The 20896-nt window shown below is 32.2% G+C and carries 20 protein-coding genes; 4 read left to right on the top strand and 16 right to left on the bottom strand.

All coding sequences use genetic code 11. The annotated features are described in order from the left end of the window. Position 1: 1 nt before the first annotated feature. The 9 genes from Q0828_RS11045 to Q0828_RS11005 all read right to left on the bottom strand — a co-directional run bounded on the left by Q0828_RS11045 (position 2) and on the right by Q0828_RS11005 (position 7336). Positions 2-439, bottom strand: a complete 438-nt coding sequence (locus tag Q0828_RS11045; protein ID WP_298420530.1) for a phage tail protein — start codon at positions 437-439, stop codon at positions 2-4. A 52-nt stretch (positions 440-491) separates the two neighbouring features. Continuing rightward, the gene (locus Q0828_RS11040) at positions 492-2588 is read right to left on the bottom strand and encodes a phage tail sheath C-terminal domain-containing protein (RefSeq protein ID WP_298420529.1); all 2097 of its coding nucleotides are present in this window, start codon (positions 2586-2588) and stop codon (positions 492-494) included. Between the two features lie 32 nt (positions 2589-2620). Next, the gene (locus tag Q0828_RS11035) at positions 2621-3166 is read right to left on the bottom strand and encodes a hypothetical protein (RefSeq protein ID WP_298420528.1); all 546 of its coding nucleotides are present in this window, start codon (positions 3164-3166) and stop codon (positions 2621-2623) included. Next, positions 3159-3725 carry a DUF4255 domain-containing protein gene (locus tag Q0828_RS11030; RefSeq protein ID WP_298420527.1) on the bottom strand — a complete coding sequence of 189 codons (567 nt, stop codon included), beginning with the start codon at positions 3723-3725 and terminating at the stop codon, positions 3159-3161. The genes Q0828_RS11035 and Q0828_RS11030 overlap by 8 nt, the downstream gene beginning before the upstream one ends. Positions 3726-4035: 310 nt before the next feature. Next, positions 4036-4662 carry a dTMP kinase gene (tmk, locus tag Q0828_RS11025; protein WP_298420526.1) on the bottom strand — a complete coding sequence of 209 codons (627 nt, stop codon included), beginning with the start codon at positions 4660-4662 and terminating at the stop codon, positions 4036-4038. A 179-nt stretch (positions 4663-4841) separates the two neighbouring features. Further along, a complete protein-coding gene (locus tag Q0828_RS11020; RefSeq protein WP_298420525.1) occupies positions 4842-5519 on the bottom strand; it encodes a response regulator transcription factor in 678 nt (225 codons plus the stop codon). An 11-nt stretch (positions 5520-5530) separates the two neighbouring features. Then, the gene (locus Q0828_RS11015) at positions 5531-6325 is read right to left on the bottom strand and encodes a sensor histidine kinase (RefSeq protein ID WP_298420524.1); all 795 of its coding nucleotides are present in this window, start codon (positions 6323-6325) and stop codon (positions 5531-5533) included. 6 nt (positions 6326-6331) lie between these two features. Continuing rightward, positions 6332-6850, bottom strand: coding sequence for a hypothetical protein (locus Q0828_RS11010; RefSeq protein ID WP_298420523.1), 519 nt, complete (start codon positions 6848-6850; stop codon positions 6332-6334). A 129-nt stretch (positions 6851-6979) separates the two neighbouring features. Next, positions 6980-7336 carry a hypothetical protein gene (locus tag Q0828_RS11005; protein WP_298420522.1) on the bottom strand — a complete coding sequence of 119 codons (357 nt, stop codon included), beginning with the start codon at positions 7334-7336 and terminating at the stop codon, positions 6980-6982. Positions 7337-7568: 232 nt separating this feature from the next. Here Q0828_RS11005 and Q0828_RS11000 point away from each other — a divergent pair, with 232 nt between their 5' ends. From Q0828_RS11000 to Q0828_RS10990, 3 genes are all read left to right on the top strand, one after another. Then, positions 7569-8117 (top strand): tail fiber protein, encoded by a 549-nt coding sequence (locus Q0828_RS11000; RefSeq protein WP_298420521.1) that lies wholly within the window; start codon positions 7569-7571, stop codon positions 8115-8117. Between the two features lie 51 nt (positions 8118-8168). Next, the gene (locus Q0828_RS10995) at positions 8169-8717 is read left to right on the top strand and encodes a tail fiber protein (RefSeq protein ID WP_298420520.1); all 549 of its coding nucleotides are present in this window, start codon (positions 8169-8171) and stop codon (positions 8715-8717) included. Between the two features lie 145 nt (positions 8718-8862). Continuing rightward, entirely contained in the window at positions 8863-9876 is a 1014-nt protein-coding gene (locus Q0828_RS10990; protein ID WP_298420519.1) for a T9SS type A sorting domain-containing protein, read from the top strand. A gap of 370 nt (positions 9877-10246) precedes the next feature. Here Q0828_RS10990 and Q0828_RS10985 read toward each other — a convergent pair whose 3' ends face one another. The 3 genes from Q0828_RS10985 to tilS all read right to left on the bottom strand — a co-directional run bounded on the left by Q0828_RS10985 (position 10247) and on the right by tilS (position 15986). Further along, a complete protein-coding gene (locus tag Q0828_RS10985) occupies positions 10247-12082 on the bottom strand; it encodes a DUF885 family protein (protein WP_298420518.1) in 1836 nt (611 codons plus the stop codon). Between the two features lie 155 nt (positions 12083-12237). Beyond that, positions 12238-14679 carry a thioredoxin family protein gene (locus Q0828_RS10980; RefSeq protein WP_298420517.1) on the bottom strand — a complete coding sequence of 814 codons (2442 nt, stop codon included), beginning with the start codon at positions 14677-14679 and terminating at the stop codon, positions 12238-12240. Beyond that, positions 14676-15986 (bottom strand): tRNA lysidine(34) synthetase TilS, encoded by a 1311-nt coding sequence (tilS, locus tag Q0828_RS10975; protein ID WP_298420516.1) that lies wholly within the window; start codon positions 15984-15986, stop codon positions 14676-14678. The genes Q0828_RS10980 and tilS overlap by 4 nt, the downstream gene beginning before the upstream one ends. Positions 15987-16235: 249 nt before the next feature. Here tilS and Q0828_RS10970 point away from each other — a divergent pair, with 249 nt between their 5' ends. Next, complete coding sequence (locus Q0828_RS10970) at positions 16236-16916, top strand: hypothetical protein (RefSeq protein WP_298420515.1); 681 nt, start codon at positions 16236-16238, stop codon at positions 16914-16916. Positions 16917-16943: 27 nt separating this feature from the next. On the opposite strand, the gene pabB is transcribed toward Q0828_RS10970, so the two are convergent. The 4 genes from pabB to Q0828_RS10950 all read right to left on the bottom strand — a co-directional run bounded on the left by pabB (position 16944) and on the right by Q0828_RS10950 (position 20529). Further along, the gene (gene pabB, locus Q0828_RS10965; RefSeq protein WP_298420513.1) at positions 16944-18254 is read right to left on the bottom strand and encodes an aminodeoxychorismate synthase component I; all 1311 of its coding nucleotides are present in this window, start codon (positions 18252-18254) and stop codon (positions 16944-16946) included. A 132-nt stretch (positions 18255-18386) separates the two neighbouring features. Beyond that, positions 18387-19415, bottom strand: a complete 1029-nt coding sequence (locus Q0828_RS10960) for a hypothetical protein (protein WP_298420512.1) — start codon at positions 19413-19415, stop codon at positions 18387-18389. Between the two features lie 23 nt (positions 19416-19438). Beyond that, on the bottom strand, positions 19439-19903 hold the full coding sequence (locus Q0828_RS10955) for a hypothetical protein (protein WP_298420511.1): 465 nt from the start codon (positions 19901-19903) through the stop codon (positions 19439-19441). Positions 19904-19956: 53 nt separating this feature from the next. After that, entirely contained in the window at positions 19957-20529 is a 573-nt protein-coding gene (locus Q0828_RS10950; RefSeq protein ID WP_298420509.1) for a hypothetical protein, read from the bottom strand. Positions 20530-20896 lie beyond the last annotated feature (367 nt).

Genomic DNA, 20896 nt, shown 5'->3' with positions numbered 1-20896 from the left:
ATTAGCCTAGGTTTTCCCATTCAACTCCTTCGTGAGCCACTGTTAATGTCTCAATAGCTACTTCGTTTCCTTCTGCTTTTAAGTCTGTTGATTGAATTTTCTTTGGCCAAGCATTTTTAACTCTCCAAACAACTACAGGTTCATGTGCTTCATTTAATAAAGCGATTGTAATATCGCGACGTTCCGTTACGTTTAGTTTGTTTTCTTGCATCCATGCAAAGAATTCGTTATCACCTCTAAACACACCTCTTTTTAGTACGATATCTGTGTATTTTACCATTCCTGGCATGTTAATTTTGTTGTACTCAGGACTTGAACCTTCTCTGTATTCCAACATTTCGTATTCTTTATCGAGCCCAGATACTTCTTGAAAACCAATTTTGGTTCCTCCCCATTCTACTTGAAAGTGAAACTTTGGTAATGGATATATTGCTGACATAATATTTTGTTTTAAATGTTTGTGTTTTTATTTTTTTAGCGATGATTATCATTTATGATTCTTGCATTTTGTGAGAGAACTTCAATACTATGAATTCCGCTGGTCGCACAACTGCCATTCCAATTTCGATATTCATGATTCCGTTAAGGATATCGTCTGCTGTCATTGTTTGATTTAATCCTACTTTTACATAGAAAGCTTCGTCTGGAGTAGCTCCTGCTAATGCTCCTGCTTTCCACTGATTGATAAGGAAATTTGTAATCATTGCTTTGATACGTACCCAAGTGTTGGCATCGTTTGGTTCAAATACAAATTGATCGCTTGCTTTTTTCACAGATTCTTCTACCATGTTAAAAAAGCGTCTTACAGATACATAACGCCATTCGTTATCATTTCCTGCTAAGGTTCTTGCTCCCCAAACCATTACTCCTTTTCCCGTGAAGGAACGAATTGCATTTACTGATTTACCAGAAGTTGTATCTACGTTTAGTCCATCTTGAATGTCATTTGTGATACGAACTGTAGGTTTTACTACATATGTTAACCCAACATTTGCTGGCGCTTTCCATACACCTCTTGTACTATCTACTCTTGCATATACTCCTGCAATTCCACTACTTGGCGGCAATTCCATTGGTAAGTTGTTGATAGCTGTTCTAATTTTATTGTACGTATCATTATCTTTTGTTTCAAGATCACTTAACGTTCTTCCATGTAATTCTCCATTGTTTGTATCAGATTCAATTACTGTATCCAATTCTGTTTTTAATGTTGCAAATTTTGATACAATCGTGTCTAGTAACGTAGTATCTGTATTTACTGGTGCAGTATAGTCTGCTAATACAGTAATTGTTTTTACTGTTTTATGCATACTTGTAGTTGCAGTATCTATTGTTTTCTTGATTTTAGCAGTGTCACCATTTGTGATGTGCTTCTTCAAATCTGCTTGTAATGTTACTAGTTCATTGTATTTTTCTTCTAATTTACCAGCTCCTTCAAAATCATCTAAGAAAGCTTGTCTGTGTGTTGATAAATCAGTTGTATCTACCGCTTCATCTGCAAGAGCACTTAAGGCTGCATCTGCTTCTTTTTTGATTTTATTTTTTAGTTCAACCAAATTACTCATCGCTCCTAATAGGTCATCCATACTATCTCTTAAATTTTCTGGACGAGGTGAAGCGTAGTTTTTTGTTCCACTCATATCAAAACCTTCATTTGCACCAACATTATCTTCATATAGATAGTTGATTACATCTGCTAATTTTCCTATAAATGTTCCTGGAAAACCAGTATTTAGTCCAACTACATCTGCTGACATTGTTGCTACATCTGGTTCTAAATTTTCCATTTCATCTTTGATAGCTGTTTTTGCATTCGCTTCAGCTTTACTGTAATGAGAAATAGCGATTGAAGATGCATCAATACTGTAGTTTAAGATTGTTTCAAGATATGGATAGTAAGCAGCTCCATACTTTACGAAGTCTTTACCTAAATTTATACCATCTCTTAATGCTCCAATATTTGGATCTACAGAAGTGGAACCATCGTATCCTAATGTATCAATAATTGTGAATCGATCTTGTAATTTGTTGCATTGCGATAATGCGTCATTGTATAATCCGTAAAACGTAGTTGCATCAATTCCGTTTACTCTTGTTGCATCTGGAAATACAATTAGTGTTGGTTCATCAACTTTTGCTATTTCGTCTAAACCATCTTTTAAAGCATCGGTATCTCCAATACTATTTACTCTTGTTTCTCCATCTGGTAAGTTATTTCCATAACGTCCTACAGAAGTAATATAGCAAGGTCCTCCTCCATTAGCAAAGTATAGTTGTAATGAGTAATACATTAAAAACGGTTGTTTGCTAGTTGGTTGAGTTACAACAATAGAACGGTTGTTAGCTGAGTCGTCTGTAATTGTTACGTCTATTGATGTTTCTGCTTTGGAAGTTCCAAAGAATCTTTCATATTCCAACAAAGATGTTATACGCGTTGGAACCATGTTTAGGTCTCCATTGATTTTGTTTGTTGCTTTCTCTGTATATCCGATAAATGCAGGAATAGCCGTTTCAACTTGTGCTACAGAAGGCGGAAATTTTACAATCTCCTCTATGTAAACTCCTGGTGTTTTTAATGTACTAGCCATAATATTTATGATTTAAAAAGTTTTGTTAGTATTTATTTTATTTTAAATGTTAGCGTAACTGGCATCGCTATGTTTGCTTCTACAATATTGATTTGCAGAATTGCATCTGGTTTAATCCGTTCGTTTATATTGTTTTTTGTTTTTTTTACTCCTCTCAATTTTGAAGCTTTGTATACAATAAACTCATTGAGTGCAAGTGCATCTAGTTTTGTGTTTTCTCTATATGCTTGATCTGCCAGAGCATAAAATTCTAAATCGACATTTACCACTTCCGGAAGCCAGTTTGAAAAAGTTCTGTCCGGTGTTGTTGATACATACCCAACTATTTTTTTATCAATCACTTCCTTTCCATCTATAATAAGTACATTGTCTACCGTTTCTGCTTCAAATATTTCTGCTTTTTTGTACAGAATTACCAATCCTTCTGGAGTAGTTTTAGTAACCAATCTGTATTTTTTTATTAGCTCAGCAGTTTCTTTACTGGGATATATTTTCACATGATTTTCAGCTACTAAATCACTTTCATGCTCTAGACTAATTATCGTCAACGGTTCGTATATGTGATTAAACCTACTCATCGTGCTTTTCTATGGCTCCTATTGTTGTTATGATTGATGCTAATAATTCTATGTCTCTTTCTAATGCTGAAACTCTTGCTTTGTACAGTACACTTGGTAATTGCTTTCCTCCTAGCATTCCCCAAATATTATTGAGTTGTTCAAAGCTTGGCGAACATAATTCCATATTGAGTTCGATATCATCTCCATCGGAAGCAAAAGCAAACTTCTTTTGATGTTGAAAAAACTTTATTGCTTTGTAAATCACTGCAACAGCTTTATCATATTGTAATGTGCAAGAAAAAAGCAGGTAATAGTTTAAATAGATTTTTGGAAAACGTTTGTCTATTTTGAATGTTTGTCCACTTTGCACAAGTTTTTGGTTAGGGAAATTTTTTAGCGTGCTTTCTTCATCAATTCGAACAACAGTTATAACTAGGTTTTCACCGTCAAAGTCGTTGTCATCAGACTGATATTCACCAATGTTTTGCGCTCCTAACTTTACAGATATCCCTTGTAAGGTATTGATGTAGGTAGCGAGTCCGTCTGTGGTAAGTTTGTCTACAAATTTATTGATCATCTTGCCTGCTTCGTTGCGGTTGAATTACTTATGAAGCAAAACTACCAATAGACAAATGGAACTGGTAGAGTCAAATAGCTAATTTCTGACAGGAAAAACACGGTTTTAATTCAGGAAGAAAATAATATTTATATAGGAAAAACACGGTTTTACATTTTTAATTAAATAATCATTTTATATATAATAGAAAAACCAAGCTTTTCAGCTTGGTTTAGTATATAATGTAACGTATTATTAATTATCCTTTAGTGCATATTTTAATAAAATCGCACGTATTTCCTATGTTATTTTTTAGAGTTTTCTCTTAATACTAGATAAGATTTTCGTTTTGTAAAACTTCCCAAAGTAACTCCGTAACCTTTTCAGGCGTTTCATCACCATTTACAAAAACAATATGTTCTTTATTTTTTAGTTTTTCAAACGCTTGAAAGTATTTTGATTGTACCACTTTTAGGTTGTCCAATGTTTCATAGATTTCTATACTTTCTCTGTTAGCATTAATGCGTTTCATAGCAACTTCTGGAGATACATCTACAAATATGTTTACATCTGGTTTTAGTGTTTGTGCTGCCATTTTGTTAGAATCTATTACCCAATCTATGTCTACGTGCGCTCCATGATATGCGTATGAAGAAAAGTAGTATCTATCTGTAATCACGGTATATCCTTCTGCTAGTTTTTTAAGAATTCCTTCCGTTTCGTGTAGTAAATGATCTAATCTGTCTGCTGCAAATAGTGCAGCAATTACTTTTTCGTCAGCTTTTTCTTTTCCGCCTAAGATTGATCGAATCATTTTTCCAATACGCATATCGGTCGGTTCAAATGTAAGATATACTTTGTGACCTTTTGCTTCTAAACGTTTGGCTATATTTTTTGCTTGTGTACTTTTCCCGCTTCCGTCTATTCCTTCTATTGCAATGAACATATTTTTTTTCACACGTTAAAATTTAATGATATTCGTTTGATAATTTTGACTTATAGTTGCCAAAAATAGACATTAAATTATAGGAATGCATCATCTTTAATAAGATAATATACTTGAGAAGATTTTTTAGAAGAATTTTACTTACAATAGAAGTGTTTAAAGATTTTTGGGGGAATCCTATGTTTTTGATTTTAAAAATCTGGAGATAGTTCTATGAGCTTTTTTTGGATACCATAAATAACTAATCCGGCAACATTTTTGGATTCTGTTTTGAGTAATAAGTTGTTTCTATGCCCTTCTACAGTTCTTGGACTAATGAATAATTTATCAGCTATTTCATTGGTTGTGTATTGATTACAAATGAGTTCCAATATTTCTTTTTCACGTTTGGTAAGTAAGTTATTATCTAAATCACTTTTGATGCGTTTACTTTTAGCAGATAATAAGTTTTCATGAATGATTTTTAGCACACGTTCATCATAGTAAAATCCTTTTGCAAATACTTCGTTTATAGTATGTACTACAACTTTTGGCGACGTATTTTTGAGAAGATATGAAGATGCGCCTACATCTATCATGTTTGTTATAAATGACTTTCCATCATAACTTGTAACAGCAATCACCTTGATTTCTGGATATTCTTTTTGTAATATTTTGGTACTTTCTACACCGTTTAGCATTGGCATTTTTAAGTCCATTAATACGACATCTGGTTTTGGATTTGTTTTTAATTTTTCTATCAAATCGGCTCCGTTTTCGGCTTCAAAAACAATTTCAAAATTTTTAACTCGTGTTAATATAAATGACATTCCAGCTCTAAATAAAGCTTCATCATCGGCAATGGCTATTTTTATAATTTCTGTATCCATGATCCTGTATATTAAATTGTAATTTCTACTTTGACTCCTTTTAATTCTTCACTTTCATAGGTTATTTCACCTTTTAGTAATGATACTCTACTTTCTATGTTTCGTAAACCCAACCCTTTTTGAACTCCAATTTTGTTGGTATCAAACCCTAATCCATTGTCTTTGTAATATAGGAATAAGTTTTCTTTTTTGGGTTTTAAATTTAATTCTATTTCCTTCGCTTTTCCATGACGCATAGAATTATTCATGAGTTCTTGTACGATTCTAAATACGTGTAGCTCGTCATCTTTGGACAGCTGATCTACATCATATGTAATTTTAGAAGTTACGTTTACTTTTTTACTATTACTAAATTCGTCGCATAGTTCTTCTAAAGCAGCTCCTAAACCAAATTTTTCTAGAATTGGAGGTAATAAATTATGTGCAATTTTCCGTGAACTTTCTATTGTTTTATTTGTTACCCGAAGCATATGATTGATAATTTCATCTGTTTCTTTTGGCGTTACGTTTTCTTCTTCTAAGAGAAAATTCGCGCTAAGCGAGACCACATTCAATTTTGCACTAATAGCATCATGTAAATCTTGAGCAATACGATTACGCTCGGCTTCCTGTGCTACAATAGTGGCTTTGAGCATTTCTTTTTGATGGACTAATTCTAAAGTCTTTTTTTCAAGCTCTTTTTGAAGGATTTTTTTTCTGGATAGATAGAAAAATAAAATCAACGTTAGTCCCATAACTAACAGTAAAACGACACCAAATATAACAACAGTGATGACTCCATTTTCTTCTATAATGAGTGAATCCATAACGTTTTAGTATTGTGCGTGTTTTTTCTTTCTCCTATCAGAAATCCATTGAATAAGTATAATAATTTGAAATACTAGATAAATAATGGCATTTAATATCCATAATGCTATGTCAATATGTTTGGATAGTTTTAAACCTGTATTAGCTATGGAAAATAATAATATAGTTCCTAATAAATAGATTAAGATTCCACTATTTACTAGATACAATTTCAATTCTTTATCAGATATATAGTTAAAGAAATAGATTATTGAATACGATATTAAAACTGTTGACGTCACAATAACACCAATAGTATTGTATTGCAAAAATAAATCAGGAGTCCAAGCATATTGAACCCCTAATATTATTAATATGATAGTCAATACAGCCAAAATATATTTACGCTGCTTTTTTCCTTTAAAAATTGCATAGTAAAATAGACTTAGCATTAAGAATTGTGCTAGCAAATAGGTATTGGCTAGAAAGAGATTGTCTATTTCTAGTTCAAATAAAATTGTTCCTGTTAACTGATTCACAGCCATACAGAGCAAATAAATTGAAAAGTACCTGTACGCTAAGTCCTTTGATATTAAAAATTTTGAGTATAAAACAGCATTTATTATTAAAACAACCGTAGAACTATCAGAAAAAATATCTAATAATGACATTTGTTATTCTCCACCATTTAATACGTTTCCATCACCACATTGTTGCGGGCAAGGTTTTGTATGATCATATACAAATTGACCTTTTTCTTCGTCAATCATATCATTTCCTTTGTCATTAACACCCACAAGCAGAAGATGCTTCGTTCCTTCTCCATCAATTCCTAAATAACCTCTCATATTTTTAATTCCCGCTTCTTTTCTTGATTCGTCAATATCTTCCATAGGAATAAAAAATCCATTGATATCTTCTATTTCTTTGCGATTTCTCCAATTCTCAGTCCATTTTGATGCTGTAGATAAGGGAATTGCTTTTGGCGGATAAACGATTTTACTTTTTTGCTCTCCAAATTTTGAATCCATAATTATTAATTTTTGTAGTTAGTATGGCTTAAAAATAGTAAAATATATCATTCCATTTTCTACAATTCTTACTTAAAAAAATATTTTTCATTTAGAATTACGTACTTCTACCTGTTTTTAATTTTAAGTGATTTGACCATTATATTAATGGCACAATACGCATATTTTTGAGGTATAGACATTTAAATAAAAATGCTATCTTTAAACTTTTAACCTTATAAACTATATTATTATGGATCCATTTATCGGAGAAATTGTTATGTTCGGAGGAAATTTTGCACCACGTGGTTGGGCATTATGTAACGGACAATTATTAGCTATCTCGCAAAACTCAGCGTTATTTTCTATTTTAGGAACAACATACGGAGGAGATGGTAGAACTACTTTTGCTTTACCTGATTTACGAGGAAGAAGTGCTATTCATCCAGGAACAGGACCAGGACTTTCTACTATTAAGTTAGGACAAAGAGGTGGTGCTGAATACCACACATTAAATGTATTAGAAATGCCTAATCACTCACACAGTGGAGCTACTTTAAGTGGTGTTGTTCAGTGTAATGATGAAGATGGAATTAGTAATGAACCAGCTGGTAAAAACATTGGTAACTCAACTTCAGGAACTCCATATAACAGTGATGATAATAATTCTCTTTTAGGAAAGATATCTGTTACTGGTAATACGATGGCTACTGGTGGAAATCAATCATTCTACATCAGAAACCCTTTTGAAGGTGTGAACTTCATCATTGCAATGCTAGGTGTATACCCATCAAGAAGCTAATTGGTATTCTAGATTAAAAAATCGAATTAATTAACATTAAAAAAATATATTATGAATCCATTTTTAGCGCAAATCGTTATGTTCGGAGGAAATTTTGCACCAAGAGGTTGGGCATTATGTAACGGACAATTATTGCCAATAAATGCAAATCAAGCATTGTTCTCCCTTTTAGGAACAACTTATGGAGGAGATGGAAGAACATCATTCGCCTTGCCTGATTTAAGAAGTAGAAGTCCAATTCATGCTGGTCGTGGACCAGGACTTTCTGACATAAAATTAGGTCAAAGAGGTGGAATTGAGACAAAAACATTGACACTTTTAGAATTACCTAATCACTTTCATAATGCCGGAACACTACAAGGTCAGGTTCAATGTAATGATGAAGATGGTATCAGCAATGAACCAGCAGGTAAAAATATTGGTAACTCAACTTCAGGAACTCCATATAATAGTGAAGATAATAACGCTACTTTAGGAAAGGTATCAATCTCAGGAAACACTGGAACAACTGGTAACAACCAACCATTTAATATCCGAAATCCATTTTTAGGAATTAACTACATTATTGCAATGCAAGGAACTTTTCCTTCAAGAAGTTAAGACTTTAAAAGTTATATCTTTTTCAGGTTGTAGAGTATTACTCTAAAACCTGAAAAAGTTTCCTACCAAAAGAATAAAGATTTTTACAAATATTACATTAGAAAAAAAGACTATATTTATAAAATTAAATATACTATAGACGATTATGAAAAAAAACTACTTTATTTTAACCCTATTATTAGCAGGGTTTTCTTTAAATGCCCAAATAGGGACTAGCTTTAATGAGCCCACTGGAGCAACTGGGTCAACTCGGTATGGTGATGCTAGCATTGCTAATCATGAGCTAATGAATAATGTTGGACAGCCTACAGTAATGTATGCACCAGGAATGGGAAATGAATTAGGATTTAGTTCCACATTTTCTAATGTGAGAACTGACAATGTAGGATTATCTGACACTGATGCCATTGGTGTATATGCTGGACCAATTGGAACTGGTATTTTAAGTGTAGGATTTGCAAGTTCTGCATATGTTATAGAAGATCCTGACGGAGACCTTACTGTTAAATTTGAATCTGTAGATTTATCAGGTACTACAAGCCCAAGATTACAAATGGATTTATTTGTAAATTCAACTGGTTATGAAATAAGTTCTGGAGCTAATGATAGAATATATATAGCATTAGAAATTGACGGTGGTGCTTCTCCCGATTTTGTAATAATAGACACCGATGGTGGTGGAAGAAATGGTGGAGGTAGTGGTGATATCGATGCTTATACGTATTTAGGGAGCTCGTTGGAAGCTACTACTACTAATATAGATGTTGATATTTCTGCTTATATTGGAAATGTAGTAAACCTTATTGTTATTGGAAACTTTAATTCTTCTACAGAAGAAATTGTTTTTGATAATATTATGTTTACTGAAGGTACAAGATTATCAACTTTAGGTACTAATGATGAAGAAGTATTAGAAAAATCTTTAGATTTATATCCAAATCCATCAAATGGAAAAAATGTTACTATCATGAATTCAGCAAATATTGCTTTACAAAAAGTAACAATTACTGATATTAATGGTCGTACAGTAGGAAGCTACGAAATGGGTGGAGTTACAGGAAATGCTGATCTAAGTTTAAATAACTTAAACACAGGAATGTATTTTGTTAACTTAACATCTGATAAGGCAACTACTACTAAGAAATTAATTATCAAATAAGTTATTTATATACTAACACTATTATAGATGCATAAAAAAACGGATACAATTTGTATCCGTTTTTTTATGCATCTATGTCTATATTTCAAATTAAATGCTTTTAAAATCTGCTTCTTCTTTATCTTCTAGTTAGCTTTTAAAGTTTTTCTGCTTATTGAGTAGCTTCAAATTGCGCAATAATTGAAGGTATTTTTACTAATAAAGAGCTATTTTTTGTTAGCAACACTACTTTTCATCAGTACTGAGAATAATCTCACGAAAGTGGACAACTGCATTTAGGTAATGATTTTAAGTTTTTGAGTATAAATTTGAGCATAAAAAAACGAGTACTGTTATAGCACTCGTTCGTTTATATTTTTACAAGATTAAATTATTTTTTACTCGCAATCCATACATCTACAAGATCACTTAGTACGTTTAATGGAACTGCTCCATTGCTCAATACTACTTCATGGAACTCGCGAATATCGAACTTCTCTCCTAGTTTTTCTTTGGCATTTTTTCGGAGTTCAATGATTTTGTTCATTCCTACCTTGTACGCAGTTGCCTGACTAGGCATTACAATATGGCGTTCTACCATTTTTATGGCATCTGACTCCGCATTTGGTGTATTTACTAAATAGTAATTGATTCCTTGTATACGTGTCCATTTTTTAGCGTGAATTCCAGTATCCACTACTAAACGACATGCGCGCCACAATTCCATTGCTAAACGTCCAAAATCAGAATATGGATCACCATAAAAGCCCATTTCTTTAGGAATAAATTCAGAGTATAATCCCCAACCTTCAATGTATGCCGTATAACCGCCTAGTTTTCTAAACATAGGAACATTTTCTAGTTCTTGCGCGATAGCAATTTGCATATGATGCCCTGGAATTCCTTCATGATATGCCAATGCTTCCATTTGATAACTTGGCATTGCTTCCATAGCATACATGTTTGCATAGTATGTTCCGGGACGTGAACCGTCTAAAGCTGGTTGTTGATAGAATGCTTTTCCCGCAGATTTTTCACGGAACGCTTCTACTGCTTTTACTTGGATGTCTGCTTTTGGCTTTGTGATAAACAATTCATCTAAACGAGATTTCATCCTATTTATCATACCTGTAGCTTTGTCCATATATTCTTTCTTTCCTTCTGCGGTTGCTGGATAGTAGAATTGCTTGTCATTTTTCATGAATTTGAAAAAATCCTGTAATGAACCTTTAAAACCTACTTGATTTTTAATTTGAGTCATTTCATTATGAATACGCTCTACTTCTTGTAACCCTAATTGATGAATTTCGTTTGCAGTCATTTTTGTGGTCGTCGTTCTGGCTAGCGCATTATTGTAAAATGCTTCACCGTTTGGAAATTTCCAAGCTCCATCTAAATCGTCTGCTGCTTTTTGTTGTTCTTGTAGTAATAAGATTAATGAAACATATGCTGGTTTTACAGCGTTTACTAATGCATCTTTAGCTAATTTTTCTAGCTTTTCTCTATCACCATCTACTAAAACTAAGTTTTCTATTTTAGAACTAAAGTCGTTCCAAAGTGTACTATTTTCTTTGCTATTATCAAACGGATATCCTTTGATAATGTTTTTTGCATCACTTATTACATGATCGAATACAAATTTTGGCGGTAGAATGCCTGCTTTTTGACGTTCTTTTAAATTTCCTTCTAATTGTGTGAACAAATTATTTAAACCGCTTAAACGTCTTATATATGACTTTGCATCGCCTTGATCTTTAATTTGGTGCATATTGATTAAGAATGCAGGAATTTCCGCTTGCATTCCGTGCATTTGATTCAATGGATAATCATACAATCTGTATTTATAATCTTCTATATGATTTTCCAAACGTTGCTTGTATAATTTACAACTTAACGCTGTAGAAGCATCTAAGGCAGTTTCGTCAATATTTTCGTTTAACCATTTTAAACGATCTTTTGTTTTTTGAAGGTTTTTAGCTTCTGCTTCTGGCGAAATGTCATCCCATTTTCCATAATCAGTTTTGTCACCAATACGTGTTTGCATTTGTGGCGAGTCTTTTAAGTCAAGCTTGAATTGTTCCTCGAACCAATCATTCAAACGTTTTGAATGCTCCGTTACTTCAGAATCAGTATAGGTTTTTGCAGTCGTTTTTTCGTCACCTCCTTTACAAGCTACAACACTTACGGTAAGTACAACTACACTTATAAATTTTACAATATTTTTCACACGCTTAAGTTTCTATAATTATTTAATAAAAAGTTCGTTGTAAACGACGAGAATCTCTACAACTTATTTGTTCTAACAATAAAAATTTTAAACATTACCTAATAAAAGGAAAATGCTTAAAATTCTTATTGCTCATTTATATTTGTAAAAGTACGTTATTTACTTTTCTTTTTAAAATTCTCAATTCCTTCACGTAGCCATGCTTCGTATTCTTCTACATCTGGCGTGTATCCTACTGGCTTTTGTAACATTTCCATGTTTGGAGATAGTAATACATAGTAAGGTTGTGAATTGTTATTGAAATTTAACGTTTGTAAAGTTGCCATTTTATCACCATATGTTTTAATCTTTTTGATATTCCCGTTTCCTTTATCAAATCGGAACTTTTGATCTTCTGGTAATGGCTTTCGATCATCTACATATAATGAAATTAAAATGTAATCTTCATTTAATATATTAAAAACTGCTGGCTGACTCCATACTTGCTCTTCCATTTTTCTACAGTTTACACAAGCCCAACCTGTAAAATCTAACATGATTGGCTTGTTTGCAGCTTTTGCTGCTGCAATTCCTTCATCTAAATCTTTATAACATGGTAATCCAAGAGGGCAATCGCCATGTTCAGTATTTTCTACACCAGCTTGTTGATCGTATAAGCTGTAAAATAATGGTGGTGGAAATCCACTTAATAATGTTAAGTTTGCATGTTTTGTATTTGATAATCCTGGAATTAAGTAGATTACAAAAGCTACTACTAAGATTCCGAGTGATATTCTACTAAAACTCAGTTTTTTGATTGGGCTGTCATGTGGAAATTTTAGCTTTCCGAATAGATATAGTGCCAAACCGATTCCTAAAATCACCCAGATTCCAATAAATACTTCTCTTTTTAGTAATCCCCAATGTGATACTAAATCTGCATTTGATAAGAATTTTAATGCTAATGCCAATTCTATGAAACCTAATACTACTTTTACAGAGTTTAACCAACCACCTGAACGTGGTAAAGAGTTTAGCCATTTTGGAAACATCGCAAATAGTGTAAATGGTAATGCTAATGCTAAACCAAATCCACTCATTCCCATTGTTAATTTCATTGCTGGATCACCAGCGGCAAGTGTAGTACTTCCTAGTAGAGCTCCTAAAATTGGTCCTGTACATGAAAAGGAAACAATTACTAATACCATTGCCATTAAAAAGATTCCCACAATTCCTCCAATATTGTTTGCTTTTGAATCTAACGAGTTACTCCATGAAGCTGGCAATGTTAATTCGAAATATCCAAAGAAAGAAAATGCAAATACTACAAATACAATAAAGAATATTAAGTTTAGTGTTGCGTTTGTAGAGACATTGTTGAGTATTTCGGGGTCTAGCGAATCTAATACATGAAACGGTAAGCTTAGTAAAAAGTATACTAAAAAGATAAAGAAACCATATAACATAGAGTTAAATAATCCTTTTTTAGCGTTTGAACCGCTTTTTGTAAAGAATGATACCGTTAATGGAATCATTGGGAATACACACGGTGTTAACAATGCGATTAATCCTCCTAAAAATCCTAAAAAGAAAATGGAAAGATTACTCTTTTCAGCAATTTCTGTATCATCTTTAAATTCATCTTTTCCAGTAATTCCTAAGTCTAATTCTTTTGATAATAGAATATCTTTTTCTGTAAGTTCTGCATTATTTACAGCAACTTTTTTACCATCTAACGCAATTGCAAAGTCAACTCCCGTTGGAGGCAAACACTTTTCATCATCACAAACCATGTATATCACTTCGGCATTGATGATTTTTGTGTTTTTGTCTTTAAGTTTTATTTTTTGTGTAAATGTTGCTTCTTTTTCATAATAAGAAATATCCATTTGGAAAATCTTATCAAAGACATCTTTTGTTGGTGACTCTTGTACTTTGCCTACTAAATCATAGGTTTTACCAGCATCTGCAAAACTAAATTCTGTTGGAAACGGCCCCAAATCGCCATAACTTTTTTGTGAATATAAATGCCATCCTTTGTCAACTTTTGCTTTCATGACAATTTCATATTCATCGTCTGAAACTTTATTCACTGACGTTTGCCATTTTACAGGCTCTAATACATTTGATTGTCCACCAAAAGCATTTTCGGCACTTCCTTTTCCTGGTATTTGAAAAGTAAATTCTTTATCTCCTAATACACATTTTTCATCATCACAACTTTGATAAATTACTTCAGAAGTAATCGCTGTAACATCTGGATTTGTGAGTTCTATTTTTTGTGTAAATGTTGCCGTTCCTTTAAAATAGGTGAGTTCTGCTTGAAATACTTTGTCAAACTTTGTAACTCCTTTGCTTTCTTCATTTTTCCCAACTAGTCTAAAATCGTTGGCTTGTTGAATGGAATCGTACATGAATTCTGTTGGAAATCCACTATTTTCTGTTAAGTATTGTGAATATAATCGCCATTTGTCGGCAATTTCTGCTTTGTAAATAAGCTTGTATTCCGTATCTGATACTTTTTCTATCTCAGAAGTCCATTGAACTGGATCATCCATTTGTGCGTGTACAGCAAAGCTGGAAACACATAAGAGTAATAACGTAATTAGTTTTTTCATTGCAATGTAAACTTAATAATTGTGTTGGTTGGTTGGGTTAATTTATATCGGTTATCAGAGCGTTTTCCAATAACCCAAACGATTTGTCCTTCATTACAAAGTAACCATTGATTTTCTTTATCTATCAACGAATACTTTTCATCTTTGAAGTACTTACTTAATTTCTTTTTTCCTTTCATCCCAAACGGATAAAAATAGTCTCCATTTTTCCATTTTCTTACGATTAGCGGAAACTTTAACAACTTTTTATCAACATATAACACTGAACTTCCTGTCGTGGTCATTGTTGCGACTTCTTCTAATTGTAATTTTATAGGATTTGTAATGTTTTTGGTTGTATCCAATATCTCAATTTCATTTATTTTTTCTTCATTTTGTATTGGTTGCAACAACAAGTATTCTCTATCTTTTATTAAACGATATTTTTTAGAAAATAATTGTTTTCCACTTTGTCCATCTAACAAATCTACGACATCTTTCCAAGCGGTAAATCCATACGAATGTAATAATTCAAATAGATATGCTTTTGGATACGCAGTTTCTTGAATTTTTTTGATATCAATTTGTAAACTTCCATCAGCGACTTCTGTAATTACTGTCGTTTTTAGTTGTTCTATACTACTCTTAACAATTTGTTTACTTTCTTGTAAATGTTGCTGCGTAGCTTGAAAGTTCTCTGTAAACGTTGGATGTAATTCTTTTAACAGCGGAACAATATCATGACGTATTTTGTTACGTATATACTTTGTAGAAGCATTACTACTGTCTTCTCGCCATTGTATGTTATTACTTTTAGCGTAATTTTTTAGTTCACTTCGTGTGTAAGGCAATAGTGGACGTACAATGTTTCCATTATTTTCAGGAATACCTGTCAATCCATCTATACCAGTTCCGCGTGATAAGTTTATTAGAAACGTTTCTAACGCATCATCCGCATGGTGTGCAGTAAGAATGTAATCGTATTTAAATGTTGTTGCTAATTCTTGAAACCATTCATATCGTAACGACCGTGCCGCCATTTGAATCGATTCTTTATGCTCAGTTGCATATGTTTTCGTTTCAAACGCTTTTGTATGTAGCTCAACATTCAATGTATTTGCTAGATTCTTCACAAACAATTCATCTTCATCACTTTCCGTTCCACGTAGTTGAAAATTACAATGTGCCAAGCGAATATTATATCCTAATGTATGAAACAAGTGTGTCATGACAACACTATCAAGTCCACCACTAATAGCTATCAGTAATTTTTGCTCTTGCAAAAACGGTAATTTTTCAGCAATATGTTTTTCTATATTTCCTAGCAAACGAATAGGTTAAAGAGAGTTCAAGCCCTTATGATACTTACTGTTCCAAAGATAATTAAATAGATGAATTATCAACAAAAATGGTCTAGAAATGTTATGTTATTGTTATAATTTGAAGTCATACTTGCTTTTTTTATTTCATGAAAAAGTAGAAAGTTTTGCTTCATTTTTGAAATCTTCCACACTACGTTCATCTATTTTTAAAGTAAAATGAATCTGTACTACATGAATTATTGTACATTTAACAGTATGAAAATCCTATTAAGAATAACCATTTGTATTCTATGGACTTTGGTGATTTCAAGTTGTCAAAATATTGATGAAAAAGTAGAAAAGAAGGTGGTTAAAATCATTGAAAAAGATTTTGGTCTTCATGAAACTGAAAATGACCAGATGAGTGTTGAGTTGCAATTGGATCAGTTTAAAGATTATGATGAATTGATAAATAGAGCAGAAATGATTGCTTGTCATGATAGTATCCCAAAAGTTACATTACAAGGTGAAAACGAATTGAGAAGGGTTTATTTACGTATTCCGTGTTCCGAAAACACGGGTTGTATTTTAATTAAACAAAAAAATGTCATTGAAATTCACAACGATACCATCAATAAACTAAATGAACATTTTTATCCGTTGGATAGTTTAGCAAATGTACTCCGTAGAGATTTAGAAAATAATGGTAAAATTCCTTATTTGTGTCACAGTCCGGAAAAGTTATTAATTTTTATATCGTATGATTCAGATGGTTTGAAGAAATTCCCTAATACGTTAAAACGACTTGTAAATGCCTACGAATCTGTTACAGACAGAAACGATTTAAAAATATGGATACGTGAGCGAATATTGATACCAACACCACCTCAACCTTTACCGCCTCCTCAACCGCCTATTAGACTTGAAGAGATTGAATTAGTTGAAGAAGGAGAATAAAAAGTTAGCTTTATGTAACTACTATTCTTATGATTCCAACGCTTCTCGCATGGCTTTGGCTTTTATCAAGCATTCTTCATATTCCTTTTCAGGAATTGATTTTGCAGTAATAGCGCCACCAACAGAGTAGGATACGTATTTTTTACTACTATTATATAAAATAGAACGAATGACAACATTAAAATCAAAGTCGTTGTTAGGTGTAAAGTAGCCAATTGTGCCCGAATAGATACCACGTTTGGTTTCTTCCAAGTTTTCAATGATTTGCATTGCTGAAATTTTTGGTGCTCCAGTCATGCTTCCCATTGGAAATGTTGTTTGTAAAATTTCAACTGGGTTTTGGGTTTTCGATACTTTTGAAGTTACCGTAGAAATCATTTGATGTACTTGATCAAACGTATATACTTTGCATAATTCTTCTACGTGTACACTTCCTTTTTTAGCGGTTTTCGCTAAGTCATTTCGAACCAAATCAACAATCATTACATTTTCTGCGCGTTCTTTTTCATCATTTTGTAGATCTATTGCTAATTGCTGATCTTCAATTGGATTACTGACGCGCTTGGCAGTCCCTTTAATTGGTTGCGATGTAATTTTAACACCATTTTTCTTAATATATCGTTCTGGAGAAGCTGATAGAATATATTTATCACTCAAACGCATGTACGTTGCAAATGGTGGTTTTGAGATTGTATTTAAATGTACATACGTTGACAACGGATCAATGGTTGCATTTTCTGCGTAAAATTCTTGACAAAAATTAGCTTCGTATATATCTCCGCGATGAATATGTGCTAAGACTTGGTTTACTTTTTCGTGATATTCATCCTTGTGAATACGTAATTTTATTTTAGGACGATGTTCTTTGTTAGAAACTGTATTTGTAAATACTTCTGCATCAATTTTAGCATTTAATATCGTTTCTATATCTTCATCTAATTCGTCGTCAACAGCTCGTAAATATTGTACTTCTAGCTGATTTCCTTTTAGGAAAAATAGTTTTTTAGGTTGAAAAAAATACAATTCAGGAAATTCTAACCCATCATAATTTTGAGAAACTAAATTTTCAACATCATTTTTTAAATCGTAAGATAGATATCCAAAAATCCAATCTTGCGTTGTACGCTGATATTCGTCTAGTTTTTGAAAAGCGTTTGTATAATCTGTTTGTAACACCGTAAATGCATCAACAGCCAAGATAGCGTCAAATTCGCTGTGTTTTTGTGCATAATTATTAGAATCAAGCCAAACAACTTCGTGATATTGTTGACTCCATAACAATAATTGTTGTTTTACTTGTTGGGTACTTTCTAGGGAAATTTTTAACGTGACTCTCAAGAATTCAAGTTTAAGTTGCTAATTTCTTAATTATAGATCGTATTGCCAAATGTTTGTACTTCGACTTTACACTGATTTTGATTCTTTGTAGTTTAAAACTAGATTAATTGAATTTCAAACATAACTCAGTTCTTAATTACGTTTCTTCTTTGTGATATACTGCGTTTCAAGCTCTTTAAAAATATTTTTCAACTTATAAGTAACTTGTTCACCTTGTGTATTTATTATAATTGATTCTCCTTGAAATAAAGAAGTATCTCTTTGATTCTCAACACTATTATCTGCATTTGAAAAATCATATTTTAATCTCCCACAAATGCCCGTTTCAATATTTAGTACAAATAACTTGTATTCTCCACTTGGTGGTAAGTCTTGTTGTATAAATAAGTACTTCCCATAAAGTTTTGTCATTTGTATGGATTCCCATCGTAACTTATCTGGCGCACCAGTTATGGAAATATCACTAATAAAAATCCACTTATGAAGGTTTCCTTTTTTTACTATAACTCCATGCGATGTTTGATATACTTTATAAAAACCATTATTATCTGAAATTTGCAAGCTGTCTCCTACTTTATTTCTATAGTGATTGTGCGCATAATACACTAAAAACCCTTTAGTAGCTTTTTTATGCAACCATTCAGGAGCTTCGTAAGCAGTACCATATAATTTAGTTAATGTATCACCTTCAACTTCTATGTAATAATTGCTTGGGTATTCAAATTCTGTATTTCTCCAACTGTTTTTCGGGTCTATAATTAAATCAAAGAATTTATTGTTTTCTAGTTTTTTGTTAGCATATGCACTTTTTATAATCCAATCTAAGGAAGCATCTGGTTTATTTCTTTTCTCTGGAAGTAATTGTGCTTTTAGTTCTTTCAGGAAAAGTTGATTTTCACTTTTAGCAAGTGCCGGAGTCATAAGTACCATTCTTTTTATTTCACAAGAACACCCATTATTTGTAAGCTCAAAGCGTTCGTTGGTCTTTCCATTTGTCATTTGAACATATCTTCCTCCAAAACCACTTCCGCCTTCATAGAAGGTTTTTAGCGTATCATCAACCATATCGTTATTAAAATCAGCAATCGTTATTTTTAAATCACGTTGTCCAAAAACTTGAGATGATATAAAAAAAAGTAGTATGATTGCTATTTTTTGCATAGTCTTCAAATGGTTTTAAATACTTAGTTCCTTTTTAATTTTTCTACTATTCTAACAAATTCATCTAAAGTATTGGCTGGTGGGTTTTCGTAATGTATGTATCCAATTTCTGTATTAAAATAATCTTTCATCAATTGTAGGCATTCATCTTCATTAGCTGTATTCAGTTGACCGCTCATGTCTGCATTTCTTGAAATTCCGAAAATCATATTTCCATCTTTCGTATAAAATATCATTCCATGTTTATTGAGATTGTTTTCATCTAAATTACTCCAATATATACTTTGCGAATATTCAGAGTTTGACTCCAAGAAATTCATTAAATCAGTAGCATTGTCAAATTCTCTAATTGGATTATCTGAATATTGAGGTATTAGATATTCATCTGAGCTTTCTTCTCGTAACGGAAGAAAATGGTTCAAGAAATCAATTCCCATTTTTTTAGATCTCGATTCTTTAATTATGTATATATCTGCTAAATATGCCATTTCATACTATATAACGCTATCTAACGAATGAAGTGTACGCTTATAAAAGGGGGTTACCCTTCGTTTTCTTTTAATTCAATCTTAGTTTTTTGCATAACTATATTTCCGTTTTCATCAAAATTATTTTCATGTTTCACTTCAACAGTACATTTATCCTTACCTAATTTTACTAAGGCTAATTTTGCTTTTCCTCGAAGCACATTCCAATCTTCTTCATAGTTTTCCATTTCAAACCAAAAGTCTTCTTCTTTTTCATCACTCCAACTATCTGTCAAGGAATCAATATCATCTAATAATTTTTTAGACTCATTAGTAATGAATTTTCGCTCCAAAAACTTCACTTTGTTTAATGTGTAGTGTGAATAAAAATCCATTAGCATTTCATCTGCTGTTGCTCCAAATCCGTATATTTCTTTTTGACGCTCAAAAGATGATGACATTGCTATTAATGTTTTAACTAACTCTTCAAATCGCCACATAGCATTGTCAGTTTCAAACAATTCTTTTCGAATTAATCTTTTACCTGCGTTTCGCTCACCTCTCCAAAATTGGTTCTTCATATACTTTCGCAAATGTTTAGACCATTCTACTGTAGTTGTTAAATGTCCTTTCTTCTTATGAGCCATCTTTGTAATTTATTGTTTCAATATTAAGAAAACCTAAGTTAATAAAATAAACCTAGAGAGTATTAGATTCAAAAATAAAAGCTATTACTCATCAGATATGTTATAAAAAATGGAATTTACTTCATCATATACTTCTAAAATCGTTTTATTGTGTTTTTCTTTGAGATAATTATTTACCAATCGTTGTAACACATCATCTCAGAACGGATAGAACAACCCGTTGAATATACTTCAATTTGATAGTTATCTTTCAGCGTTATATTCAAGCAAATCTTAGATATTATAACGTTTTTGTGTATGCTTTGTTGCACATTGAAAGCCTTCTATCTAAACTACACTATAGCTATTATCAATTCAGTATCTATTG

Origin of the sequence: uncultured Kordia sp. (assembly GCF_947496985.1) — a bacterium.
Lineage (GTDB): Bacteria > Bacteroidota > Bacteroidia > Flavobacteriales > Flavobacteriaceae > Kordia.
The sequence above is the reverse complement of the archived record's forward strand: the minus strand, read 5'-3'. Positions and strand labels throughout refer to the sequence as shown.

What these genes read in the sequence shown, in the direction of transcription:
- Q0828_RS11045 (WP_298420530.1), bottom strand. Translation starts at nt 439, where the DNA reads ATGTCAGCAATATATCCATTACCAAAGTTTCACTTTCAAGTAGAATGG.
- Q0828_RS11040 (WP_298420529.1), bottom strand. Translation starts at nt 2,588, where the DNA reads ATGGCTAGTACATTAAAAACACCAGGAGTTTACATAGAGGAGATTGTA.
- Q0828_RS11035 (WP_298420528.1), bottom strand. Translation starts at nt 3,166, where the DNA reads ATGAGTAGGTTTAATCACATATACGAACCGTTGACGATAATTAGTCTA.
- Q0828_RS11030 (WP_298420527.1), bottom strand. Translation starts at nt 3,725, where the DNA reads ATGATCAATAAATTTGTAGACAAACTTACCACAGACGGACTCGCTACC.
- Q0828_RS11020 (WP_298420525.1), bottom strand. Translation starts at nt 5,519, where the DNA reads ATGGATACAGAAATTATAAAAATAGCCATTGCCGATGATGAAGCTTTA.
- Q0828_RS11015 (WP_298420524.1), bottom strand. Translation starts at nt 6,325, where the DNA reads ATGGATTCACTCATTATAGAAGAAAATGGAGTCATCACTGTTGTTATA.
- Q0828_RS11010 (WP_298420523.1), bottom strand. Translation starts at nt 6,850, where the DNA reads ATGGCTGTGAATCAGTTAACAGGAACAATTTTATTTGAACTAGAAATA.
- Q0828_RS11005 (WP_298420522.1), bottom strand. Translation starts at nt 7,336, where the DNA reads ATGGATTCAAAATTTGGAGAGCAAAAAAGTAAAATCGTTTATCCGCCA.
- Q0828_RS11000 (WP_298420521.1), top strand. Translation starts at nt 7,569, where the DNA reads ATGGATCCATTTATCGGAGAAATTGTTATGTTCGGAGGAAATTTTGCA.
- Q0828_RS10995 (WP_298420520.1), top strand. Translation starts at nt 8,169, where the DNA reads ATGAATCCATTTTTAGCGCAAATCGTTATGTTCGGAGGAAATTTTGCA.
- Q0828_RS10990 (WP_298420519.1), top strand. Translation starts at nt 8,863, where the DNA reads ATGAAAAAAAACTACTTTATTTTAACCCTATTATTAGCAGGGTTTTCT.
- Q0828_RS10980 (WP_298420517.1), bottom strand. Translation starts at nt 14,679, where the DNA reads ATGAAAAAACTAATTACGTTATTACTCTTATGTGTTTCCAGCTTTGCT.
- Q0828_RS10970 (WP_298420515.1), top strand. Translation starts at nt 16,236, where the DNA reads ATGAAAATCCTATTAAGAATAACCATTTGTATTCTATGGACTTTGGTG.
- Q0828_RS10960 (WP_298420512.1), bottom strand. Translation starts at nt 19,415, where the DNA reads ATGCAAAAAATAGCAATCATACTACTTTTTTTTATATCATCTCAAGTT.
- Q0828_RS10955 (WP_298420511.1), bottom strand. Translation starts at nt 19,903, where the DNA reads ATGGCATATTTAGCAGATATATACATAATTAAAGAATCGAGATCTAAA.
- Q0828_RS10950 (WP_298420509.1), bottom strand. Translation starts at nt 20,529, where the DNA reads ATGGCTCATAAGAAGAAAGGACATTTAACAACTACAGTAGAATGGTCT.